Raw genomic sequence first — 22,147 nt, forward strand, 5'->3', positions numbered from 1 at the left:
AATGCTTTGCTGGCGGCATGGGGTGCTCGACCGACAACATGCAATGTCGCGATCCGAGAACCCTGAAGGCACGCCCATGTCGTTGGTCGAGCAACCAGGGGTGGTCAGGATCGCCTGAGCGTGACCGGGCCGAACCTCTACGAAATGAGCGCGAAGAATTATCTGCAGGCGGCGCTTTATCCCGGCAGGCACAAGCGGATAAGAAGCGCGAGGATCAGCGCCGGTGGCATGACCTTGAGCCCGACGCCCAAAAACTGGGCTGCGGAGACGTGAAGCCCGGACCGGCGCAGGGTCGCGAGCCATAGGAGTGTTGCAAGCGACCCGGTCACCGAAAGGTTCGGTCCGAGATCCACACCAATCATCAGGCAGTCGCGCATGAGATCTCCGAGCTCTCCTGCTGCCGCAGCCGCAGCGGCAGCCAGCCCGACAGGCAAGTTGTTGGCGAGGTTGCTCGCGATGCCGACTGCGGTCCCGCTCAGCCCCGCGGTTGCCCGCGGCGAGGTTGCTGACATCTGCCCGAGCCATTGGCCCAGGGTCGACAGGGCCCCAGCGCGGTCCAGCATGGCGACCAGCACGAAAAGCCCGGCGACGAGTGGCAGCACGCCCCAAGTCAGGTGCCGCAACAGGGGCAAGGGAGACCGCCGGGTGCTCAGCGCGACCGCCAGCGCCACGGCGACCCCGGCGCTGAGTGTCGCAAGGCCAAGGCCGCCGCCCCAGGATGAGACCGTCACCAGTGCCACCGCCGAAAGGCTCAGCCCTGTCGCCGCGATCCAGCCGCCCCGCGAAAGCGTGGGGACGTCGGTTGTCGTGGGCTCTGTGTCCAGATCATGGCGCATCGCCCAGCGCAGGGAGAGGTAGCTGACCACGATCGCGGCAAGAGCGGGGAGGGCGAGCCGCGCGAGCCAATCGCCAAGTGGCGGCATGGCACCATGGAAGATTACGAGATTTGCCGGGTTCGAGATCGGCAGGACGAAACTCGCCGCATTTGCCACGATGGCGCAGGTGAAGAGATAGGGTAGGGGCGGAACGCGCGCATGGCGTGTCACCGCGAGAACGGCAGGCGTCAGCACAACGACCGTGGTGTCGTTCGACAGGAAAACCGTCACGCCCGCGCCGACCAGGTAGAGGATGAAAAACAGGCGCCGTGCGGACCCAGCGGCTGCCTGCACCGCGCGGGCGGCAAGATGGTCGAAAAGGCCCTCACGACCGGCGACTTCGGCGAGAAGCATCATGCCGAGCAGGAAGAAATAGACCTCTCGGCCTTCGCCGATGGCATGCAAGGCATCGGAGAGTGGCAGTGCCCCCAGAAGAACCACCGCTGCGGCGCCGCTCACGGCAAAGATCCAGTCAGCCCAGCCAAAGGGGCGCAGGATCACGCCAGCCGTCGCGAGAGCCGCGATACAAAGACCGATAAACTCGACCATCACCAACGTGTCCGACGCATCAAGCCGTTCCCATTCGCTCCTAGCCCAATGCCATGGCCGATCTGGCGATAGCTGTCGATGGCTCCGCATAAAGATGACGCAAAGATGTCTCAATGGCCAAATTTCGCCTTAAAGTTGTCTTAAATGTTGAACTCGAAGCACGTGGATGCTTCCGAAAATTTCTGAAGATTTTTTGGATTTGATATGGCTCGGAAATTTGGCAGAGGTGCAACTGCGAAAGCGCAATCTCCAAGCGCATTCGTCCGGGATCAAATGGATCGCGTTTCGACCGGCGATCAGTTGCATTTCGCCACCCCCCTCCTTCTTCCGAAGCGCTGCATTATTTACTGTGGCGCAGGAGGTCTGATCGGCGCTGAGCTCTCTGAACTTTGTGAGCGTGAGGACGCAAGATTACTCGTGTGGCCGGAAGGGGTGTTGCCCGAAATTTGGCTGGCGCTTCATACCGACGAGATCGACGTCCTGATGGTCGACGGCGATCATCTGGGAGACATCGAAGACACGATTGATTTTTGCATGCGCGTAAGGCGCGCTTGCCCCTCGCTCCCCTTGATATTGGTCTCCAGCGAAATGCGCGCGGACGACCTTACCTGCGAACGTATGCAAGCCTGCGATGTGACCCTCAAAGTTCCGGTTTCGCAAGTTCGCTTGGAAGGCGCGATTCAAGCGGCTCGTCAGAACAACGCGTGTTTTCTGTCACGCCGGCATTGGGAGAACTAGTAGCAACTTATTATCGAGCGCGCTGGAGAGGTTGGGGGTTGGGCGATGCGGCCTTCACAGGATCGTGGTAATGATCGGCCGGGATGGGCTGATGTTAGGCGGCGAGGCCCAGCGGGAAGGCGCAAGCGGCCTGAACAGTCGCGGCCAAGCTGAGCACCTTGGCTGCGCACGAGCCATCTCTGTCACGACCTCATTCTAGAGTTTCGGCGCTCGGAGAAGGCCACCTTTCCTGCATCGCACTGTAATATGTTCCTGTCTTGAGTTTCAGCGAGTCCTGCGAGCCATCGCAATAGACCGGGGCGCCGTCGTTACAAAGCCATATTGCTCATAGAGCCGATCCGCAGGAACGTCCGCGATCAAACTCACGAGTGCCGGCTCGCATAGGTTGAGACAAATCAATGACGCTGCCGCCATCTCGGCCGAGTGTAAAAGCATGTTCTGAAGAAACCGCTTTGAGAAGCCTCGCTGGGGAGTGCCGGATTAATGCCGCCCAAGAAAAAAGACGTCGAGGACGATAAGCCCCTGACGACTGGCATGCTTGCGAAGTCTCGCGAAACGCTCCGCGCGGCCTGCGAGCGGCTCAACATCCATCCCGACGTCTACGAAGAGCTGAAATGGCCCCGGGAGACTTTGGCCGCAACGCTTCTGATCCGGATGGATGACGGGAGCCGCAGGGCGTTCCAGTCATGGCGGTGTCGCTATAACGATCGACGGGGGCCGACCAAGGGTGGCGTTCGTTTCCATCCAAACGTCTCGCTCGACGAAATCGAGACCCTTTCCTTCTGGATGACGTTCAAATGCGCGGTGGCAAACCTGCCGTTCGGCGGCGGGAAGGGAGGGGTCTGCGTGGACACGAAGACGCTCTCGGCCAACGAGTTGGAGCATTTGAGCCGCGCCTATGTCGAAGCCTTCGCTCCGTTCATCGGCCCCGATCGCGATATTCTGGCGCCGGATATGTATACGAACGGGATCGTCATCGCGTGGATGGCGGACCAATACAGCTGGATTTCCGGGCAAGCCTCTCCGAGCGCGATTACCGGCAAACCTCTCGCTTTCGGGGGCACGAACGGGCGGGTCGATGCGACGGCACGCGGCGGATATTATGCCCTGCGCTATCTGGAATCCGCGCTCGCTCTCGACCCGAATACGGCCACAGTGGCGATCCAGGGGTTTGGGAATGTCGGCTTCCACTGCGCCAAGCTGCTGCACGCGGATGGGTATAAAATCGTCGCCATTTCGGACTCCGGCGGCGGCGTATATGACCCGGGCGGTTTGGACCCGCTGGCCGTCATGCAGCACAAGCATCAGACAGGCGGCGTGAAAGGCGCAAAGGGTCAAGGCAAGACCAAAGAAATCTCAAACGCCGAACTCCTGGAGCTTGATTGCGAGGTGCTGGTGCCTGCCGCATTGGAAAGGCAGATCACGCTTGAGAATTGCGACAGGATCAAAGCCCGCATTATTTTGGAAATGGCGAACGGACCGGTGTCTCCCGAGGCGGACAAGAAGCTGACGGAAGCGGGGCATATCGTCGTGCCCGATATCCTCGCGAATTCCGGCGGCGTTACGGTTTCGCATTTGGAATGGGTTCAGAACAGATCGGGTTTTTATTGGGACAGCTCGCGTGTCCGGGATCACCTTAAAACGACGATGGAAACCGAGACGCAATCGATCTGGACGTTGCACAACGAGATGGAACTCTCGATGCGCGATGCCGCCTACATCCATGGCCTGCGTCGGATCGCGGAATCCGTGGAAGCCCGGGGCACTCCCGCTTATTTCGAGGGATCTTAGCAGGCGCTGTCGACCGGCTGGGTTGGGGGTTAACCACGAGGCCGCGTTGGCGCGCAACGAAGCCCAGCTTTTGCGCTGGGCTCGGCGCTCGGGTTCTGCCAGGCCCGACCCTGACCGCTAGTCCGCACAGAGCGGTTTAGCCGCAGCCCCCGTCGCTGTGATGGCCGCGTCCACGTCGATCACCACCATCATCCCCCGCTTGCCGCCGTTGATGACCACCTCGCCAAGCCCCGCGGTGTCTGCCTCGAAGACCACCGGCACGCGCTTTTTCTGGCCAAAGGGGCTGATCCCACCGGTATGGAACCCGGTCAACCGCTCGGCCCTGTCGGGCGGCATCATCGCCGCCGACTTGCCGCCAAAGGCCGCCGCTACCCGCTTCATCGACAAGGTCCGGTCGGACGGCACCACGCAGGCCGCTGGCTTGCCATCCACCTCGACCATCAGCGTTTTCAGCACCAGCCCCGGCGCGACCCCGAGCGCCTCGGCCGCCGCGATGCCAATGCGGTCGGCTGAGGGGTCGTAATGGTATTCGCGCACCTTGTAGGCCGTTTTGGCCTTGTCGAGCCCGCGGGTGGCGGGTGTAGCGGTGGACATCGTCTGGCCTCGTCTTGGGACGTGCCAGAAAGGCACGTCCCATCGGGAGGTTCAAGCACCTGCAATCGCGCCGGAAGGGCCATTTTCGCCGTTAACCGCAGACCGCCTGAGTTGCAGTGTCGGAGGAAAAGGCGTCTTTCGGACGGTCCGAGGGCGGATCGTCTTTCTTCTGTGGCTTTGCCGTCGCGGTGGAATGGCGGGTGAGGAAGGGATGTCTGCGCCGAGTGGTGGAGCAGGAGGCTCGGCAAAAGCACTGAAGTTGCAGATTACGCCTCCAGTGTCCAAGGAGTGTGTCGTCATCGATCCCCTGAGACTTCGTTTGACATCGATGTCATTTCTCGCTATGACATCGATGTCTTTTGGGGCTCGCGGAGCTGATTTCTGCGGGGGAGGAGGCCGTCTTGTCGACGATTTATGATGTAGCAAAGCTGGCCGGCGTTTCGCCGAAGACGGTCTCGCGCGTCGTGAACGGGGATGCTCCGGTCGGGAGGAAGACCCGTGACAAGGTGGAAGCCGCCATTCGCGAGCTGAAATATGTCCCTTCGAGTGCAGCGCGCATGATGCGCTCGAACAGGTCAGGTCTGATCGGCGTCGTGACGGGAGCGATTTCGCGCACCGCGGAGCTGGTCGATCCGAAGGGGTTGCCCGACCTCTTCATCCTGCAGGGCATCCAACAGATCGTGGCCGAGCGCGACCTGACGCTGATGATCGCCGATACGGCGGGGCAGGTCGAGAAGGTGCCCTCCTTGCTGCGGACCTTTCAGCAGCACCGGGTCGAAGGGCTGATCTATGTCGCGGACTACCACAAGAAAGTGGCTTTCGAGCCGACGCCGCCCAACTGCCCGCTCGTTCTCGCCAATTGTTATGACGCCGAAGCGACGCCCGCGATCCTGCCTGATGATGAGGCCTGCCAGCGCAGCCTGGTCGAACGACTGATCGCACATGGCCACAGGCGGATCGGTTTCCTGACGCTGGATCCGGCGATGGATGCGGTGCCCCTGCGCGTTGCGGGTTACCGTGCCGCGCTCGAGGCTGCGGGCATCGGCTATCAGCCGGAGCTGGTCGAAATCGGCTATCACAACGGCGACGCCTTCGCGCACCAGCGTTTGAGCGAAGCACTCGATCGGTTTCTCGCGCTCCCTCGGCGCCCGACCGTCATCTGCTGCGGCAATGACGAGATGGCGATGCGGCTCTACGGGCTGCTGCGCACGCGCGGCATCCTTGTCCCCGAGGAAATCTCGGTCGCCGGCTTCGATAATTACCGCGCGATCGCCGAAACGCTCTATCCGCCGCTGAGCACTGTCGAACTGCCCTATGCAGAGATGGGGCGGCGCGCGGCGAAGCTCCTGCTTTCCATGATCTCGGAGAAGGTCTCCCCCCCGCACGAGCCCGTGCGCGTGGAGGGAGGCGTTTTCTGGCGCTCCTCCGTGATCGACCTCGAACCAGATCGCCAGACATCCAAGGGAGGATGACATGAAACTATTGAACGTGACGGCCGGGGCGGTCATTGCCGCCACCGGGTTCTGCAGTGCTGCCTTCGCGACCACCGATCTGACGATGTGGTATCACGGCGCGGGCAACAAGGTGGAAGGCAAAATCGTCAACCAGATCATCGACGACTTCAACAGCAGCCAGTCCGACTACAAGGTGAACCTGCAGAGCTTCCCGCAAAACAGCTACAATGACTCGGTGACGGCTGCCGCGCTGGCGGGCAATCTGCCCGACATTCTCGACATGGACGGACCGATCATGCCGAACTGGGCGTGGTCAGGCTATCTCCAGCCGCTGCCGATCCCGGAGGATCATTTCAAGGACTTCCTGCCCGGCACAAAGGGCGTCTATGACGGCAAGCTCTACTCGATCGGGCTGTGGGACGCGGCGGTCGCGCTCTATGCACGCAAATCCACGATGAAAGAGCTGGGCCTGCGCCCCCCCACGCTCGACAAGCCCTGGACCAAGGACGAGTTCATGAACGCGCTCGAGGCCGCGAAGAAGAGCGGCAAGTTCGACTACGCGATCGATCTCGGTATGTCGGACAAGAGCGAATGGTATCCCTATGCCTTCCTTCCCTTCCTGCAGAGCTTCGGCGGCGGTCTCGTGAACCGTGAAAACTACGACACTGCCGAGGGCGTGCTCAACGGCGACGCCGCGATCGCTTGGGGCAACTGGTGGCAATCGCTGTTCACCGACAAGCTGGCGCCGGGCACCAGTCAGGATCCGGCCGCTCATGAGACCGGCTTCATCGATGGCAAATACGCCTTCTCTTGGAATGGCAACTGGAACGCGGTCAAGACGATGGACAAGGTCGACGATGTGGAGTTTCTGCCCGCGCCGGACTTCGGCCACGGCCCCAAGATCGGCGCCGCATCCTGGCAATTTGGCATCTCGGCCACCTCCAAGCACCCGGAGGGTGCGGCGGAGTTCATCAAATTCGCGACGCAGGACAAGTATCTGGCGGAATTCTCGGATGCCATTGGCCTGATCCCGGCGACCAAGTCGGCGGCGGAAATGACCAAAAACTATAAGTCCGGTGGTCCGCTCGCCGTGTTCTACGGCCTGTCCGAGGCGCAAGCCGAGAAGCGCCCGGTCACGCCCGGCTATGTCGTCGAGTCAAAGGTGTTCCAGAAGGCTGCCGCGGATATCGCGGACGGGGCTGACGTGATCGATACGCTCGATTCCGCCACCGACCAGATCAACGCCGATATCAAGCGCAACGACGGCTACAAGAAGAACTGAGCCGCTGTGTCGCGGGGGCGCGCGACTGCCGCGCCCCCACCTCCACCTTCAGATCGGGAGACCGCGCCATGCGCTCGTCACTGACTTCCGCCAATCGGGCAGGATGGGCCTTTGCCCTGCCGGGCATCGTGCTGATCCTTGCCTTCATCATCACGCCGTTCTTCCTGGGCGTCGGCTTTTCGCTGACCAACCAGCGGCTGATCTCGCCCAATGCGACACGCTTCGTCGGTCTCGAGAACTACCGACAGATGCTCGATATCGCAGTGGTCGATCTGCAGGCCAAGACCGATGCCGCCGGAAAGACCGTTAAGGATGCCGAGGGTCAGGCCGAATTCCCTCGCTTGCGCTCGATCACGCGCAATTTGGACACGCCGCAATATCACGGCATGCAGGAGTGGTTCCGCTGGGTCTCGGGCAATACGGCGCATGTAGTGATCGCGAGCGACGTCGTCTTCTGGAAGGCGCTGCTCAATACCTGCATCTTCGTGTTGGTAGTCGCACCGGTCCAGGCCGCGATCGCACTCGGTCTCGCGCTCCTTACCAACCAGAAACTGCGCGGGATCACGATCTTCCGCACGATCTATTTCATGCCCGTCGTGGTCTCCATTGTCGTCGTCTCGCTGCTCTGGCGCTTCATCTATTCGGGGCAGAACGGGCTTTTGAACAACATGCTTTCCCTCCTGAGCTTCGGGCATTTCCAACCCGTCGACTGGCTGGGCAATCCACATACCGCGCTTGGCGCGATCATCACCATGTCGATCTGGCAGGCGGTGGGCTTTCATATGGTGATCTGGCTCTCCGGACTGCAGACGATCCCGCCCACGCTTTACGAGGCCGCCGCGATCGAAGGGGCTTCGAAATGGCAGACCTTCCGTTATGTCACCTGGCCGGGTCTACGCCACACCGCTGTGCTGGTGCTGATCGTCATCACCATGCAGGCCTTCGCGATCTTCGCGCAGATAGACGTCATGACGAAGGGCGGGCCGCTCGACTCCACCCAGACGCTCGTCTTCCAGGCCGTGCAACGCGGCTACGGCATGCAGAACATCGCAGGCGGCTCGGCGATCTCGGTGATCCTGTTCCTGATCGTTCTTGTGATCTCGATGATCCAACGCTGGCTGACGAGGGAGCGCTGAAATGAGTGTTATTGGTTCCGACAACCGCAATCTGCGGCTGGGCGTGCGCTATCTCGTGCTGATCCTGATCGCGCTGATCTTCGTTCTGCCGCTGCTGTTCATGATGATGTCCAGCTTCAAGCCCAGCGACGAGCTGCTGCGCGACACGTCGAGCTTGCGGGCTTTCCTGCCGGTGGGCCAACTCAGCCTCGACAATTATTCCGGCGCCTTCGAGCGCGCCCCGGTGGGGCTATTCGTCTTCAACTCGATCTTCGTGACCGGGACGACCGTGCTGCTGTCGCTGGTGATCTGTTCGCTCGCCGGGTTCTCCTTCGTCTTCCTGCAATGGCGTGGGCGCGACCTGATGCTCTCGATCATTCTCGCCACCTTCATCGTGCCTTTCGAGACCATCGCGATCCCGCTTCTGCTGGAAGTGTCGAAACTGCCCTGGCTGGGGCTGGACGGGCTCAGCTGGGGCTGGCTCGACAGCTACCGCGTGCAGATCATCCCATGGATCGCGGACGGGCTGACGATCTTCCTCTTCGTGCAGTATTTCAAAGGTCTGCCCGGAGAGTTGATCGAAGCGGCCCGCGTCGAGGGCGCGAGCTGGTTCCAGATCTATCGCCGCGTGGTGATCCCGCTCTCGGGGCCTGTCATCGCGACCGCCGCGATCCTGAAATTCCTGATCATGTATAACCAGTATCTCTGGCCGCTGATCGTGGTCCAGCAGGAGCAGTATCGCCCGGTGATGGTCGGCCTGCAGTATTTCTTCCAACTCAACCCCGCCTGGGGAGAGATCATGGCTTACCTGACGCTGATCACGGTGCCGGTTCTCGCCTTCTATCTCGTGCTTCAAAAGGCGTTCATCGCCTCTATCGCCTCCACCGGCGTGAAAGGATAATCCGACATGGTTCTCGCACTCGACAAGCAATGGGTCTGGGACAGCTGGTATGCCCATGACGGCGAACGCTGGCATGCCTGGTTTCTCAAGGCCGACAAGTCGCTCGGCGATCCGGAACTGCGCCATTTCAATGTCAGCCAGGGCCACGCGATTTCCGAAGACCTGATAAGCTGGCAGCATCTGGGAACGTCGCTCGCGCCCGCACCGGCCCCGGCCTGGGACGATCTGGTCACCTGGACCGGGTCGGTGGTTCGCGACAGTGACGGGCTGTGGCACCTGTTCTACACGGGCGGTCGGCAGTTCGAAAAAGGGCTCTATCAGCGCATCGGTCATGCGACCTCGCACGATATGCACAACTGGGACCGCGTGGGTGACGGGCTCTGCCTCGACCTGACCGGCCCCAACGCCGCGCGTTACGAGGCCGAACACATGGTCGGTCACTGGCACGACCGGGCGATGCGCGATCCTTGGGTAATGCGCGATCCCACAGGCGACGGCTGGCTGATGTATTTCACCGCCCGCGCCCCCGGGATCGAAGAGGCGAATGCGGCGGGGGCCATCGGTTTTGCGACCTCGCCCGACCTGATCCACTGGGACCTGCAGCCGCCGGTCTTCGTGGGTGGATTCGGCCAGCTGGAAGTGCCACAGGTCTTCGAGGTGAACGGGCGCTGGTATTGCCTGTTCTGCACGGCTGCGCAGCATTGGAGTCGGGCACGCATCGCTGATACGGGCATGACCCCGGTGACCGGCAACCACTACCTGATTGCAGACGACCCGCGTGGGCCGTGGCGGATCGCGCCGGGCTTTCTCGATGGCGCGAACCCGTGCCGACGTTATGCCGCACGCATCCTCAAGACCGCTGAGGGTCTGGTGATCATGGGGTTCGACGACAACGGTCGCGACCATTTCGTCGGCCAGATCCGGGATCCGGAACCCGTTCTCGTGGACGCGGAGGGTTATCTGCACATCGATGCGGATGCCGAGCAGGGAGGGAAGTGACATGGCAGACATCAAGCTGCGCGGCCTGCGCAAGAGCTATGGCGCCCATGAGGTCATCCGCGGCGTCGATATCGATATCGCCGATGGCGAGTTCTGCGTCTTCGTCGGGCCCTCGGGCTGTGGGAAATCCACGCTGCTGCGGATGATTGCAGGGCTCGAGGACATCTCGGGTGGCACGCTGGAGATCGGTGGCAAGCGCGTCAACGATGTGCAGCCCCGCGAACGTGGCGTAGCTATGGTGTTCCAGAGCTACGCGATCTTCCCGCATATGAGCGTGCGCGACAACATGGCCTTCGGCCTCACCATCTCGGGCGCGTCGAAAGCCGAGAAAGCGGAGAAAGTGCAGCGCGCCGCCGAAATCCTGCAGATGGAGCATCTGCTGGACCGTCGCCCCAGCCAGCTCTCGGGCGGCCAGCGCCAGCGTGTCGCGATCGGGCGCGCGATCACTCGGAACCCCTCGGTCTTCCTCTTCGACGAACCGCTCTCGAACCTCGACGCGGCGCTCCGGATGGACATGCGCATGGAGATCGGCAAGCTGCACAAGCAGCTCGGCGCGACGATGATCTACGTCACTCACGATCAGGTCGAGGCGATGACGCTGGCCGACAAGATCGTGGTGCTGCGCGACGGGCTGGTGATGCAGGCGGGCTCGCCGATGGAGCTCTATCACAACCCGGCCAACCGCTTCGTCGCAGGTTTCCTCGGTGCGCCGTCGATGAATTTCCTCGAGGTCGAAGTCGTGGAGGCCGACAGCGAAAACGCCAAGGTCGCGCGGCACTCCATGGACCCGATCGTCGTGCCCGTCCGCGGTCGCACCTTCGCCCCCGGCGACACGGCCCTGCTGGGCCTACGACCGCAATACGTCACCGCCTGCGCCCCTGATCAGGGCATCCTGCACGGTCAGGTTTCTCTGGTCGAACGGCTGGGAAGTGAAACGGTCGTCGATTTGTCGATGCAGGACGGCAAGAGCCTGATCGCTGCCTTCAGTGAGGACAAGCAATTCGAACGGGGCGAGCGGATCGATCTGGCTTTCGACCCCACCCAGGCGCATCTGTTCCACCCTGACGAATAAAGGGCGTAGTAGTGCGCGGGTCTCGACCGATATGACCGTTTCGGTGCATGCGGCATCGATAAGAGCGCACGCTTTAGCGCGATCAAGAGGACTCGGTCGCGGAGTGCCTCTGCTCGCGACGGTCAAGCTTTCCAACTTGGTCGACTGCTTGATCTCCGGTTCGACGAACCGGGCAAGGTTCTCCAGTGATTGTTGCCTGCCGAGGTAGCAAGCCTCGACCGGGATGGCGTCTGGCACCCCGGCCCATATTTCCCATTGGGTGGCCGAACATCCGCGCGAAGATCGGCGTCACAGTGAGGATGCCGATGATTTCGAAACACACGGCTCGGCGAATACGATCTGTGGTGCAGCGCATGGGAAGGCTGCAGTCCCTCCCGCGGCTTTGTCTTCCATCGTCACGCGATCCGTTCGCGTCCTTGCGGCGGAAAGATCGTATCGTATCCCCAAGTGAAGACGAAGGCGTAGCCGAGATAGAAGCCTGCAAAAGACGCTTCCATCATGAGAATGGTCAGCAGGGAGGTCTCGAGCCACCATGCGAATATCGGAAGAAGCAGCGCGAGCAGCGTCGCCTCGAAAAGCACCGCGTGAACGATCCGGAGCGGTATCGTCTTGCGGACATCGCCGCGACGCCAGAGCAGGATGTGATCGAAAGCCAGGTTGAAAAGGTAGTTCCAGGCGGTGGCCGCGGTCGCCCCTAGAACGACCAGCACGCCCATATCTCCCATGGGGTGATCGAAGACCCAGGCGAAGAGCGGCGTCACGATGAGGATCCCGATGATTTCGAAACTCACGGCCTGGCGGATACGGTCTGGGGTGCTGCGCATGAAAAGTCTTCGTTAGGTCAGGCGGTCAAGCGTGCAGACCGTGTGCTCGGGCAGGGGGCGGGTTTCCCTATGGTGGGTCCCGCGTGCTGGCTTTTCAAGCCGGACCCGACGCTGGTCGCGCCGGCCCGCAATTCAGCCGTTCAAGAAAGCGAGCAATGGTCTGTCTTATAGCTAGCTTTTCGCCTCAGAATTTGGCGTCAGTTCTCGCAGATGCGTTCCTGCTCGTTTTCTGGTCTGCCGAGCATCCTCTCAAATACCAGCTTTCAAATAGGGTGACATGCTCCCCTGAAACGTCCTCGTTTTGAGACGAGCCTGTTTCCCTAACGAGGAGAGGCGAGCTGGGCTTACGGCTGCTTCATTGACGCAATGACACGCGTTTGCAATTCTGAGGGCAGGGTGTCTATCGCGCGTGCAATGGCAACGAGGTCCTGTCGTGCGGCATGCAGCTGGTCAAGGAGCGACATCACGATCGCCAACGCCGTTTCGTCGAGGTCAAGATCATGGGAAAGATCGCACAGTAACTCCAACCGCGCGATGTCGACGCGGCGAAAAATAAAACCAGTTTCGCCCTTTGCCGGCCGAACGAGTTCGCCTTCGATAAAGTTCAAAAGCTGACTTCTTGTGAGCCGGGTGACGTTGGAAATCACGTCCTCTTCGGAAAACCTGTCCGTCATGCGCTGGCCCTCTTCATCAAATCAACACGCGGATCGAAGCGATGTGTCTTGCGCCACTCGGTGAGGAAATTGCGCAGATTCTCGTCAATGCTGGGTGGTGTCACGATCTTCAGCTCAACCCGCTGATCACCCTTGGTTTTGCGCTTCGCGTTGGCGATGCCACGTCCACGCAAACGTAAGACCTGGCCCGAATTCGCGCCTGCTGGGATCGTGAGCCCGACGGGGCCGTCAATGGTCGGCGTGGTGACTTTGCCGCCGAGAACGGCCTCTTCGATGGTGATGGGGAGCGTTACCAGGATATCATCGCCGTCTCGGTCGAACACCGGATGAGACCCCACCAGGACGGTGATCAACGCATCCCCCGCAGGAGCACCGCCATAGCCAGGCGCCCCCTTGCCGCGCAACCGAAGTGTCTGGCCGTCTTCAGTGCCCCGTGGGATCTTGACTGTCAGGCTTTGTCCATCGGGCAGCGTGATGTGGGTTTCCGCTCCGCGCGCAGCATCCAGAAACGGCACGTTGAGCGAATAGCGCGCGTCGGCGCCGCGCGCGGAAAAACCACGGTCGCCGAAGTCGCCAGCGCCAGACCGTCTGCGATTGCGCAATATGTCAGCGAAGATATCTGCCGGATCGACATCCGGTCCAAACCCGCGCTGTCGATGATAGCCGTTGTCGGATGAGCCCGAGAAATCACGGTAATACTGGCGCTGCGGACGTTCTGCACCGAGGCCATCGATTTCTCCGGCGTCATAGCGCGCACGGGTTTCGGGATCTTTCAGGATGTCGTAAGCGGCTGATATCGCCTTGAACCGCGCTTCGGCGCCTGCGTCATCCGGGTGCAAATCAGGATGGCTTGTCCGCACAAGTTTGCGATACGCCTTCTTGATTTCGTCAGCTGTGGCGGCCTTGGTCAGGCCAAGGACTTTGTATGGATCATCGGGCATCCAGGTTTCCTGTTCGGCGAGCGATGCATCGTAAGTACAGAGCGCGTGCGGAAATGGGTTCACTTGTCGTTGGATGCCACGAGAAGAGGTCTTAGGTCCGTGATCCACGTCAATGTGGAAATGCCGTGTGCTGAGCGATGTGGGGTCAAACGGCGGCGAACCCACGGCAAACGCGGCGAGCGAGGAGGCTGCCACCCATGAGGGAGTATTGACCCAAAGCCGGGATCTAGACGTCTCAGTAAGCATTCAGGAAAGTGGATCGCGCTGAACGCCGACTGATCAGCCCCGTCTCTCGGGGAGCGGGGAAATCAGTTAACTCGGCGCAGCCGTTTATTTCGTCACAGCCTGTTTTGCGCCGGCTTTGACAGGGGTCGGATTTGTCGGCGCACGACGAAAACCGACGCCTTTCCGGAAGCCTTTCTTGGCGGGCTGGCTCAGGAAATCCTTGAGGTCGAGTTGTTTCTTTTGAGGGGAATAGCCCATGATCTTTCTCCACGTAGACAGGTGAATTTTGAACCCGCCCGCACATCCTGATCCGCAATGCCGGATGGGTGGTTCTACAGATGTTTCGAACCTGGACTGCGCAAAGGTGTTCGAGCAGAGAAGACTCTCGCCACACGGGCGCGTTCGCGGACCGGAAGACACCGGTCCGCGAACGGTTTTATCAGGCGAGTTCGAGATCCTTGGCGGATTCCCGACCATCGCGGCCGGTTTCGATCTCGAAGGTCACTTTCTGACCGTCGTCGATCTGGGAAAGGCCCGCCCGTTCGAGCGCGCTGATGTGCAGGAATACGTCCTTGCGACCGTTCTCGGGTTGGATAAAGCCGAAGCCTTTGCCGGGGTTGAACCATTTCACGGTGCCATTGGCCATCGTGTTGTCTCCTCGTTTGGAAATCTGCCCGCAGGATGCGGCAGGTCGGCCGGTCAGATCGAAAAGCAAACTGAGGCCGATGAAGGAGACAGGGTGCGGTCGGAATAACGAAGCTCCCTATAGATGGGGCGGGCGGGTGGCGATACAAGGTGCAACCGAGAAATGAAATGAGAAATGCGTCTCTCAACCCAGATGCGCATTCGGGGGGGAGGGCGGGCGGCCTTGCTCGAAATCGAGAAACGCCTCGACCTGCGCGCTTACTTCGGCGGCGGGAGGCCCGCACGGTATCACCAGGAAGTAGGCGCCCGTGCCCTTGCTCCAGACTTTGTCCCCAGTATCCACGATCGGCAGGGTCAGCTTGCGGTGAAGGGAATAGGCCGTCGAAAAGTTTCGATCGCAGAGTCTGCAGCCTTGGCGCTTAGCGCGGCGGGCCCCGTTACGGACGGGGTGCCGCAGGGGCGAACCGGTCAGGCTGCAAGAAGGGCACGAGCCGCTGGTTCAAATGGCACGAAACCGGCGGTGCCTGCGGCGCCGAGGAAGGCGCTGCGGGCATCGCCCACGGAACCCAGGCAGTCCATCGCGGCCTCGATGCATTCGATCGCATGGTCTTGCGCGGTGTCGGCGACGGGCCACTTCTTGCGAAGCCAGTAATGCACCTGTTCGATGGTGCTGAAGTTCTTGACGTCGCCTTCGGGCGACACGACGAGAGAGATGGGTTTGCCCCAGTAAATTTCGATCATGTTTCGTATCTTTCCAAGAGTGCGTGAAGGGACCGGTCTGACTGGTCGCGCGATCACGGAGGCACGGTGCGGGCGAGGCCTGCGCCATGCGGTGAATTGGGTCGACGCGCGGTATTGCGCGCCAGATGTCTTTCCGTTCGGATCGTGACGCTTCAGCGTCAACGCGCGCGGATCACGATCCGGCACTTTCGATGTGCGAAGCTCGCGGCGAACCCGCAAGGGGTGGAATATGTGCTATCGACCAGAGCCCGCGAGGCATGGTTGCTGAGAGGCTGGTCTGCTCGAACGGCGTCACGGCGCTATGGGCCGGGTGAGGCTCCTTTTCCTTATGCCGCCTTCGAAAACGCGCGGCCCGACAAAGCTCAAGATCGTCGCTGAGCCGGAAGGAACAGGGTCCGAGAATTAAGATATGCAAGTTCACAGATAAGCGATCGGCGCCGCGATTGCGAGGAAATTGCAGTGCGCGCCCGCGTTTTCGCACAACAGATTGATTGTGCTCGATATTAATCGGCTTTCGTCAGGGGGAGGCCGGGTAGCGCGATGGAGTGCCGCTCATTTCCTTTGCTTAATGGGTCAAACTGGCGTAGACAAATCGAGCTACGTTATTCCCTTCTGCAACCTGTCTCCCTACTTGGCTTCAGTCTGCCTTATTGAATTGACTGAGCCGGGCTGTCGCATTCCGCGGACCGCAATATTTGAGGAGACATCACGATGGCCAATGGCACCGTGAAGTGGTTCAACCAGACCAAAGGCTTCGGCTTTATCGAAGCGAAGACCGGTGGACGTGACATTTTCGTCCACATTTCGGCCCTCGAGCGCGCGGGCCTCTCGCAGCTCGATGACGGACAGGCCGTCACCTACGAGATCGAAACCGGACGCGACGGGCGTGAGTCCGCCTGCGATCTGGCGCTCGGCTGAACGCAAAGGTTCCATATCCGGCCCGGTGGGCCGGATTTCGCAACCAAGGAGGGCATATGCCCCGCAATTACAATGTGGACGGCTTTTTCCGTGATCTGCCCAAGAAAGCCACGACGGCTCAGGACAAGACGGATGCTGCAGTGCGCCTCATCCGTGACGATGACGCCGAGAAAAGAGCGGAGCTGACCGCGACCTTGCGCGCGGCGCGCATGGAGCGGGATGCGGACGAAAGTGCCGCGGCAGAGGCTCCGCGCGGGAAGAAGCCGCGACGCTGACCGGATATTTCGGTCATCCACAGGAATTTCCCGAGTATCTCTCGGGGATTAAAGGGAGGGCCGAAATATGGCTGTCGAAAAAATGCCTGCGGGCAAGAAGTCCCAGACGAAGGACCACGCGCATTCCAAGGGCCATGCAGCCCTTGCTTGGCACCACTTCTTCCGGAGTTTGTCCGAAGAAAAGATATCGGACGAGCGCAGCGCCCTGTCGGGCGGTGTTCAGGAATAGTCTTCCTTGAAAATAGGGACCGGAGTTCCTGGCAAGAGGGCTGAGCGATGTGAGGTTTCACAAGAACTTAACGATGCTCGCCACACGACTTGTCGGGAGGCAAAGCGGCGGGAGGAAACTCCTGCCGCTTCGCTTTCTTAGCGAATAGGTCATTCGGCCGGAACGGGTTCGACAACCAGCGCCGAACGACCGTTCCGCTCGAGAGCGATATCGACCTGCCAAATCCGATCGTCGCGGATCCGCAGCGCCTCGGGCAATTGCTGTCGAACCTGTTGGGCAATGCAGTGACGCATGGCGACCGAAGCCAACCGATCCAGGTGCGGGGCTTTGAAAGAAGCGGCGAATTGTTCCTCTCGGTCAATAACCGAGGCGCGCCGATCCCAGATGCGGTTCGGGCTTCGCTGTCCGAGCCCTTTTCGCGACCCGGAAAGCAGAGCAGCTTGCAGGGATTGGGGCTCGGCCTTTACATCGCGGCCGAAATCGGGCGCGCCTACGATGGAGAGTTGACCGTCGAGTCCACCGCTTCAGACGGCACGACCTTCACGCTGAGGATGCCGGCTCAGACGCACTAGATGATATTGAGAGTTTTTCGTCAGGTGAAGGCCGCGGCGAGTTCGCCGGGGCTGATCGGTTTTGATACAAAAGCACTGCGCTTGGGCAGGTCTAATGTTTCGGGCGCTGCGTGCCCCGACATGATGATGATCTGGCACGCGGAAAACCTGCGCCGCACCTCATGCGCGAGTCCCACTCCGTCCATTTTGCCTGGCATATCGATATCGGTAATTAGCAGGTCAATTTCATGCCGTGCTTCTAGCAGGTTGAGTGCAGCATCAGCGGAGTTCGCCTCGATCACATCGTAGCCCAGTTCTTCGAGCCCGAGAACGAGATCCATCCTTATGATGGCCTCGTCCTCGACGACGAGCACCTTGATTGCGTCATTGCGCATCGCTTCACCTTGGTGCCTGAGGAAGAGGTGCGCTTTGCCAAGACACAAGGACAACACGCCATAGCGGTAGAGCATCTGGCATACAGAATACGTTAGCTAACGCTGTCGCACATGAGAGGTTCCCTTGCGAATTTAATATTTATCTATTCTCGGTGCGTGTCGCGTCAGTCACGGTCAAAACGGCGGGGTCGGTATGGGACGTCACGGGGCGCTCGGCAACAAATGCGGCAGTCGTGTCGAGATCGGCGCTAATCCGCGAGATGATCCGCGATCAGAGCCCGGTCCGTGTGGCTTGGAACTTGGCTGCGGCCATTGGGGATGGCTTTGAAGACTTGCCGCGAAGTAGGGGCTCGCTTTCTAGTATCCAATAAACGGCTGCTGGTCAGCACGTGCCCTCGCGAGCGTCTAAAGTGGCCAGACGATCAGTAGCAGCGGCAAGCTTACGGCCACGACGATCATCTCGAGCGGCAGTCCAAGCTTCCAGTAGTCGCCGAAGCGAAAGCCGCCCGACCCGAGGATGAGAGTGTTGTTCTGATGCCCGATCGGCGTGAGGAAAGCACAAGATGCCCCGATCGCCACCGCCATCAGGAAACTGTCGGGGTTCACGTCGAGCGAAGCGGCGATGCCCAGGGCAACTGGGCTCAGCACCGCTGCCGTGGCCGCATTGTTCATCAAGTCGGATAAAAACATCGTGGTGACCAGAATTGCCGCCAGAGCCGCGATGGCGTTACCGCGCGCGATCGTCTCGACCAGAAAACGCGCCAGAACATCTGCCGCGCCAGTGGTCTGCATCGCGCCGGCCACCGGGATAAGCGATCCCAGCAGGACGATGACTGGCCAGTCGATGGCTTTGTAGACCTGCCCGGGCGGCACGGTTCGCAGGAGCATCGAGCCCAGAACCCCCAACGTAAAGGCCACCGATGCCGGCAGCAGGCCGAAGGTGGCAATGCCGATAGAACCAAGCAAGAGCGCGCTGGCGATGATCGCCATTCGCGCGTTGGGAAGATGCAATTCCCGCTCTCCCAGAGGCGCGCAGCCGGTCTCGTTCATGAAATCGGCCATGATCTCGGCGGGCCCCTGCATCATCAGCAGATCGCCGGGCTTCAGCTTCAGCGTCCGCAGCCGCGTCCGCGGGGGGCGTCCTTCCCGTGAGACGGCCAGAAGATTGAGGCCGTAGCGCGTCCGCAGCCGCAGGTCTGTCGCGGACTGCCCGACGATCGTAGAGCCCGGAAGCACCGCGAATTCGCGCAACACGATATCCTCGTCGCGGTCCGAAGGCTTCGTCGCTGCAGCGGTGTCCTCGGCGAAAGTGTTGCTCTCGGCTTCGTCGTTTTCGGTCTGTGACGTCGTCTCTCCGGCTTTCCTTTCCGCTCGCGCCGACCCGCTCTCCTCCTCTTCAAGCGTGATGCCGAAGGCCGACAATACTTCGCCCAGCTCTTGAGCTTCGGCCTCCAGGATCAGAACGTCGTCCGCCTGTATGCGCCGTCCGCCATGTGGCGCGGTCATCCGCACGTCGTTGCGGATTAGCCCGATGATCTGCGCGCCGCTTTTTTCAATCCCGCGTTCGAACTTGCGCAGGGTCAGTCCCACGGCCTTACTTTTTTCGGGCACCCGAACCTCGGTCAGATAGCTGCCAGTGTCGAAACCTGCCGTGCTCATCGGTTTGCGCGCAGGCACGATGCGCCATCCGAGAAGCGCGATGAACGCCACGCCGACGACGGCGACCGCCACACCTACGCGGGCATAGTCGAACATACCGAACTGCCCCAATCCGGCTTCGGCGCGAAAACCCGAGACGATCAGGTTGGGCGGTGTGCCGACCAGCGTGGTCATGCCGCCAAGGATCGTGCCAAAGGCCAGGGGCATCAGCATCTGCCCGGGTGTCAGGTCCAGCCGCCCGGCGAGCCGGATCGCGACCGGCATGAGAAGCGCCAGCGCTCCGACGTTGTTCATGAAGCCAGAAAGAACAGCCGAAAGGGCTATGAGCGCCGTCATGCTGGTCAGACGCTTTGCCTCGGAAGGTAGAATTGCCCCCGCAAGCCAGTCTACCGCCCCGGTATTTTGTAACCCCTGACTTAGTATCAGAACGCAGGCCACCGTGATCACGGCAGGATGACCAAATCCTGCAAACGCCGCATCGGCCGGAACCAACCCGGTCAAGACGCAGGCCATCAGCGAAGCCAAGGCAACCAGGTCGTGGCGAAGCCTCCCCACAGAAACAGCGAGAGGGTTCCGGCCAGAATCGCAAACAAGGTGATTTGTGGCGCTGTCATCATGCGATCCTTGGTCGTGAGGTCCGCTGCCATGATGGCAGGAACCACATACCTTCGATACGCACCAGATGGAATTTCGCACGCATTTATCTTGCCTTGCCAGAGCGAAGATCGGAGTTCTTTGCTCTTTTTTCGCTGATCGCCAGACGACCTGGTCCCCGGTCCATCCGCTCTGATGAACCTCTAAAGCCAACTCATGGCACGTGTCAGTTCGCACCGCGGATGCCAACTAAGATACCGACTTTCGTTTTTTCGCATCAGCCAGATCTGGCTTTTTTCGCACCGTGCGGATGCGTGGCCCGGCTGAAATTGTTGATGGGTTCCTCGGGTGCCGTGTTCTTCAGGTTAATCTCGAAAAGATCGCGCGCGACGCTGGGGCAAATTCCGCTCAGAACCGGAAGATCACCGTCGGAAACAAGCGCTACCTATGCGGCACTCTGTGGAGCGATTTCGCGCGTGCAGCTGGCGGCGCTCTTCGATGGCGCGACGGTGGTCGTCACTCATCGTGCCCCGCATCCGGCCGCGCTCCCCCAGAAGCTCCGCTCCCTTGGTGCTACGCGAGCGATCTCACCGATATCATTCGCCAATATCAGCCGGCCGAGTGGTATTTCGGGCATACGCATTACCCGACGGAAATCATGGTCGGGAAAACGCGTATCGTGAACGTGTCAGCCGGATATCCGTCGTAGAACGTAGGCGGCGCAGTGGATGGCCAAGCCTGTGCGCGCTGCCTACGCCTGTCTCAGTCGAGTGGCGAGAATGCTGCGGGCTGCAGGAAGATGCTTTCCTGATGCACGAGATAGGGGAGGATCTTGGGCACGAAACCTTGCCATTCCGGGTCCGCGCCCAGCTTGGCCCGTTGTGCGCTGCGGTGGCCGTAATCCTCATAGGCCCAGAGGAAAGTGACAGCGTTCAGCACGCCGCTGTCGCTAATCCAGCATCCAGCCAGCTTCGCGTATTGGGTGATGATGTGCAGGCCCTCGGCCTCATAAAGCTTCAGGAACTCGGGCGCTTTCCCGGGCGTGATGCGATAGGTGCGTTGTTCGTAGATCATGTTGGGCTCCGGCATGAAGGGCAGAAAATCGCAGGCGCTGGCGCGACCTGACGGGCCGAAGCTACGACCAAATCCTGGGCTTTCGCAACATATAAGTCGTCAAGTGACGAAAACAGACTTTGCCTTCCTGCGGAATGGGCTAATGTAAGGGGCTCAAGTCATTGCGTCCGGCGCCAGAATGAACAACAAGGGGTGCCAAGGGGAGAACGTGCAGACCAAGCCGAAAATGACTGAAGGTTCGTCCAAAACGAACGGCGCCGGAAGCAAGCCCGGTTCGCCGCAGGGGACTGTGCGGATGCCGTTCAACGAGCGCCGTGCTCAGATTCTGGACGTCGCTACTGAATTCTTCGCCGAGAATGGGTTGGCGGGGCAAACGCGTCAGCTGGCGGAGAAATGCGGTATCTCCCAGCGCCTTCTCTATCGCTTCTTTCCGACCAAGGAAGACCTGCTCAAAGAGGTCTATAACCGAGAGATTCTTGGCGCCTTCAAGGCCGTCTGGTTCGTGGAGCTTCAAGATCGATCGCAGCCCGTTTCCAAGCGCCTCGATGCGTTCTATCGCGACTATCTTCAGTCCACATTGACGCGCAAGTGGTTGCGATTGTTCCTTTATGCCTCCCTGGCTGAGGCGAATATGGCGCCTGACTACATCGCAGCGATCGTCATGCAGTTGCTGGAGACGGTGATGCGTGAGGTGGCCCATGAGCGCGGCGTGGAACTGCCGGAAGATCCCGCATTGCTCCGCGAAATGGCGTGGACGCTGCATGGTGCGATCTCTCACTATGCGATTCGGCGTCATATCTATCAAAGCAGCCTGTCACTCACCGAAGATCAGGTGGTTTCGATGCATGTTCGTGTGTTCCTCGCGGGATTCGAGGACATGGTCGAGGTGTGCAGCGGCCGCTGAGCGCTGCAATCAGCTCCATTTTTGTCGCATTTTCGTCTGCGGAGGGCTCCGCAGGTGCTGAAAACTTGTGCGATTTCCGTTGCGGAAAGGAAATCTTCAACTTTTCGTTTGTCGTCAGTTGACGAATA

General features: G+C 60.6%; 25 protein-coding genes. 13 read left to right on the top strand and 12 right to left on the bottom strand.

Annotation, left to right across the window (positions count from 1 at the left end):
- Positions 1-176: 176 nt before the first annotated feature.
- Positions 177-1,424, bottom strand: a complete 1,248-nt coding sequence (locus BMG03_RS05010) for an SLC13 family permease (protein WP_075777159.1) — start codon at positions 1,422-1,424, stop codon at positions 177-179.
- Positions 1,425-1,697: 273 nt separating this feature from the next.
- Here BMG03_RS05010 and BMG03_RS05015 point away from each other — a divergent pair, with 273 nt between their 5' ends.
- Entirely contained in the window at positions 1,698-2,162 is a 465-nt protein-coding gene (locus BMG03_RS05015; protein ID WP_157771554.1) for a hypothetical protein, read from the top strand.
- Between the two features lie 534 nt (positions 2,163-2,696).
- The gene (locus BMG03_RS05020; protein WP_075777160.1) at positions 2,697-3,953 is read left to right on the top strand and encodes a Glu/Leu/Phe/Val family dehydrogenase; all 1,257 of its coding nucleotides are present in this window, start codon (positions 2,697-2,699) and stop codon (positions 3,951-3,953) included.
- A 117-nt stretch (positions 3,954-4,070) separates the two neighbouring features.
- On the opposite strand, the gene BMG03_RS05025 is transcribed toward BMG03_RS05020, so the two are convergent.
- Complete coding sequence (locus BMG03_RS05025; protein ID WP_075777116.1) at positions 4,071-4,547, bottom strand: aminoacyl-tRNA deacylase; 477 nt, start codon at positions 4,545-4,547, stop codon at positions 4,071-4,073.
- 401 nt (positions 4,548-4,948) lie between these two features.
- Between BMG03_RS05025 and BMG03_RS05030 the strand changes: the two genes are divergently transcribed.
- From BMG03_RS05030 to BMG03_RS05055, 6 genes are all read left to right on the top strand, one after another.
- Positions 4,949-6,019, top strand: a complete 1,071-nt coding sequence (locus BMG03_RS05030; protein WP_075777117.1) for a LacI family DNA-binding transcriptional regulator — start codon at positions 4,949-4,951, stop codon at positions 6,017-6,019.
- 1 nt (position 6,020) lies between these two features.
- Positions 6,021-7,283, top strand: a complete 1,263-nt coding sequence (locus BMG03_RS05035; protein ID WP_075777118.1) for an ABC transporter substrate-binding protein — start codon at positions 6,021-6,023, stop codon at positions 7,281-7,283.
- Between the two features lie 68 nt (positions 7,284-7,351).
- Positions 7,352-8,419, top strand: coding sequence for a carbohydrate ABC transporter permease (locus BMG03_RS05040; RefSeq protein ID WP_075777119.1), 1,068 nt, complete (start codon positions 7,352-7,354; stop codon positions 8,417-8,419).
- A 1-nt stretch (position 8,420) separates the two neighbouring features.
- A complete protein-coding gene (locus tag BMG03_RS05045; protein ID WP_075777120.1) occupies positions 8,421-9,299 on the top strand; it encodes a carbohydrate ABC transporter permease in 879 nt (292 codons plus the stop codon).
- A 6-nt stretch (positions 9,300-9,305) separates the two neighbouring features.
- Positions 9,306-10,298 carry a glycoside hydrolase family protein gene (locus tag BMG03_RS05050; protein WP_075777121.1) on the top strand — a complete coding sequence of 331 codons (993 nt, stop codon included), beginning with the start codon at positions 9,306-9,308 and terminating at the stop codon, positions 10,296-10,298.
- A gap of 1 nt (position 10,299) precedes the next feature.
- Positions 10,300-11,370 carry an ABC transporter ATP-binding protein gene (locus BMG03_RS05055; protein WP_075777122.1) on the top strand — a complete coding sequence of 357 codons (1,071 nt, stop codon included), beginning with the start codon at positions 10,300-10,302 and terminating at the stop codon, positions 11,368-11,370.
- An 82-nt stretch (positions 11,371-11,452) separates the two neighbouring features.
- Here the strand turns inward: BMG03_RS05055 and BMG03_RS21190 are convergent, their stop codons facing one another.
- From BMG03_RS21190 to BMG03_RS05085, 7 genes are all read right to left on the bottom strand, one after another.
- Positions 11,453-11,725, bottom strand: a complete 273-nt coding sequence (locus tag BMG03_RS21190) for a chlorhexidine efflux transporter (RefSeq protein WP_157771555.1) — start codon at positions 11,723-11,725, stop codon at positions 11,453-11,455.
- Positions 11,726-11,765: 40 nt separating this feature from the next.
- Positions 11,766-12,194 (bottom strand): PACE efflux transporter, encoded by a 429-nt coding sequence (locus BMG03_RS05065; RefSeq protein WP_075777123.1) that lies wholly within the window; start codon positions 12,192-12,194, stop codon positions 11,766-11,768.
- Positions 12,195-12,538: 344 nt separating this feature from the next.
- Positions 12,539-12,868 (bottom strand): chaperone modulator CbpM, encoded by a 330-nt coding sequence (locus BMG03_RS05070; RefSeq protein ID WP_075777124.1) that lies wholly within the window; start codon positions 12,866-12,868, stop codon positions 12,539-12,541.
- Complete coding sequence (locus BMG03_RS05075; protein ID WP_075777125.1) at positions 12,865-13,809, bottom strand: DnaJ C-terminal domain-containing protein; 945 nt, start codon at positions 13,807-13,809, stop codon at positions 12,865-12,867. Before BMG03_RS05075 ends, BMG03_RS05070 begins: the two co-directional genes overlap by 4 nt.
- A gap of 330 nt (positions 13,810-14,139) precedes the next feature.
- Complete coding sequence (locus BMG03_RS20660; protein ID WP_157771556.1) at positions 14,140-14,292, bottom strand: hypothetical protein; 153 nt, start codon at positions 14,290-14,292, stop codon at positions 14,140-14,142.
- Positions 14,293-14,473: 181 nt separating this feature from the next.
- On the bottom strand, positions 14,474-14,680 hold the full coding sequence (locus BMG03_RS05080; protein WP_075777126.1) for a cold-shock protein: 207 nt from the start codon (positions 14,678-14,680) through the stop codon (positions 14,474-14,476).
- 467 nt (positions 14,681-15,147) lie between these two features.
- Entirely contained in the window at positions 15,148-15,420 is a 273-nt protein-coding gene (locus BMG03_RS05085; RefSeq protein WP_099049354.1) for a DUF982 domain-containing protein, read from the bottom strand.
- A gap of 711 nt (positions 15,421-16,131) precedes the next feature.
- Between BMG03_RS05085 and BMG03_RS05090 the strand changes: the two genes are divergently transcribed.
- The 4 genes from BMG03_RS05090 (at position 16,132) to BMG03_RS05100 (ending at position 17,414) form a co-directional block, all read left to right on the top strand.
- Complete coding sequence (locus BMG03_RS05090) at positions 16,132-16,338, top strand: cold-shock protein (protein WP_075777127.1); 207 nt, start codon at positions 16,132-16,134, stop codon at positions 16,336-16,338.
- Between the two features lie 56 nt (positions 16,339-16,394).
- Positions 16,395-16,613 (top strand): hypothetical protein, encoded by a 219-nt coding sequence (locus BMG03_RS05095; protein WP_075777128.1) that lies wholly within the window; start codon positions 16,395-16,397, stop codon positions 16,611-16,613.
- Between the two features lie 67 nt (positions 16,614-16,680).
- Positions 16,681-16,842, top strand: coding sequence for a hypothetical protein (locus BMG03_RS20665; RefSeq protein WP_157771557.1), 162 nt, complete (start codon positions 16,681-16,683; stop codon positions 16,840-16,842).
- 89 nt (positions 16,843-16,931) lie between these two features.
- Complete coding sequence (locus BMG03_RS05100; protein ID WP_075777129.1) at positions 16,932-17,414, top strand: sensor histidine kinase; 483 nt, start codon at positions 16,932-16,934, stop codon at positions 17,412-17,414.
- Positions 17,415-17,434: 20 nt separating this feature from the next.
- Here the strand turns inward: BMG03_RS05100 and BMG03_RS05105 are convergent, their stop codons facing one another.
- The 3 genes from BMG03_RS05105 to BMG03_RS05115 form a co-directional block, all read right to left on the bottom strand.
- Positions 17,435-17,863, bottom strand: coding sequence for a response regulator (locus BMG03_RS05105; protein WP_208858033.1), 429 nt, complete (start codon positions 17,861-17,863; stop codon positions 17,435-17,437).
- A 330-nt stretch (positions 17,864-18,193) separates the two neighbouring features.
- On the bottom strand, positions 18,194-19,972 hold the full coding sequence (locus BMG03_RS05110; RefSeq protein ID WP_244270996.1) for an SLC13 family permease: 1,779 nt from the start codon (positions 19,970-19,972) through the stop codon (positions 18,194-18,196).
- A gap of 831 nt (positions 19,973-20,803) precedes the next feature.
- Positions 20,804-21,115 carry an NIPSNAP family protein gene (locus tag BMG03_RS05115; protein WP_075777132.1) on the bottom strand — a complete coding sequence of 104 codons (312 nt, stop codon included), beginning with the start codon at positions 21,113-21,115 and terminating at the stop codon, positions 20,804-20,806.
- A gap of 178 nt (positions 21,116-21,293) precedes the next feature.
- Here BMG03_RS05115 and BMG03_RS05120 point away from each other — a divergent pair, with 178 nt between their 5' ends.
- Complete coding sequence (locus BMG03_RS05120) at positions 21,294-22,019, top strand: TetR/AcrR family transcriptional regulator (RefSeq protein ID WP_075777133.1); 726 nt, start codon at positions 21,294-21,296, stop codon at positions 22,017-22,019.
- Positions 22,020-22,147 lie beyond the last annotated feature (128 nt).

Origin of the sequence: Thioclava nitratireducens, assembly GCF_001940525.2 — a bacterium.
Classification (GTDB): domain Bacteria; phylum Pseudomonadota; class Alphaproteobacteria; order Rhodobacterales; family Rhodobacteraceae; genus Thioclava; species Thioclava nitratireducens.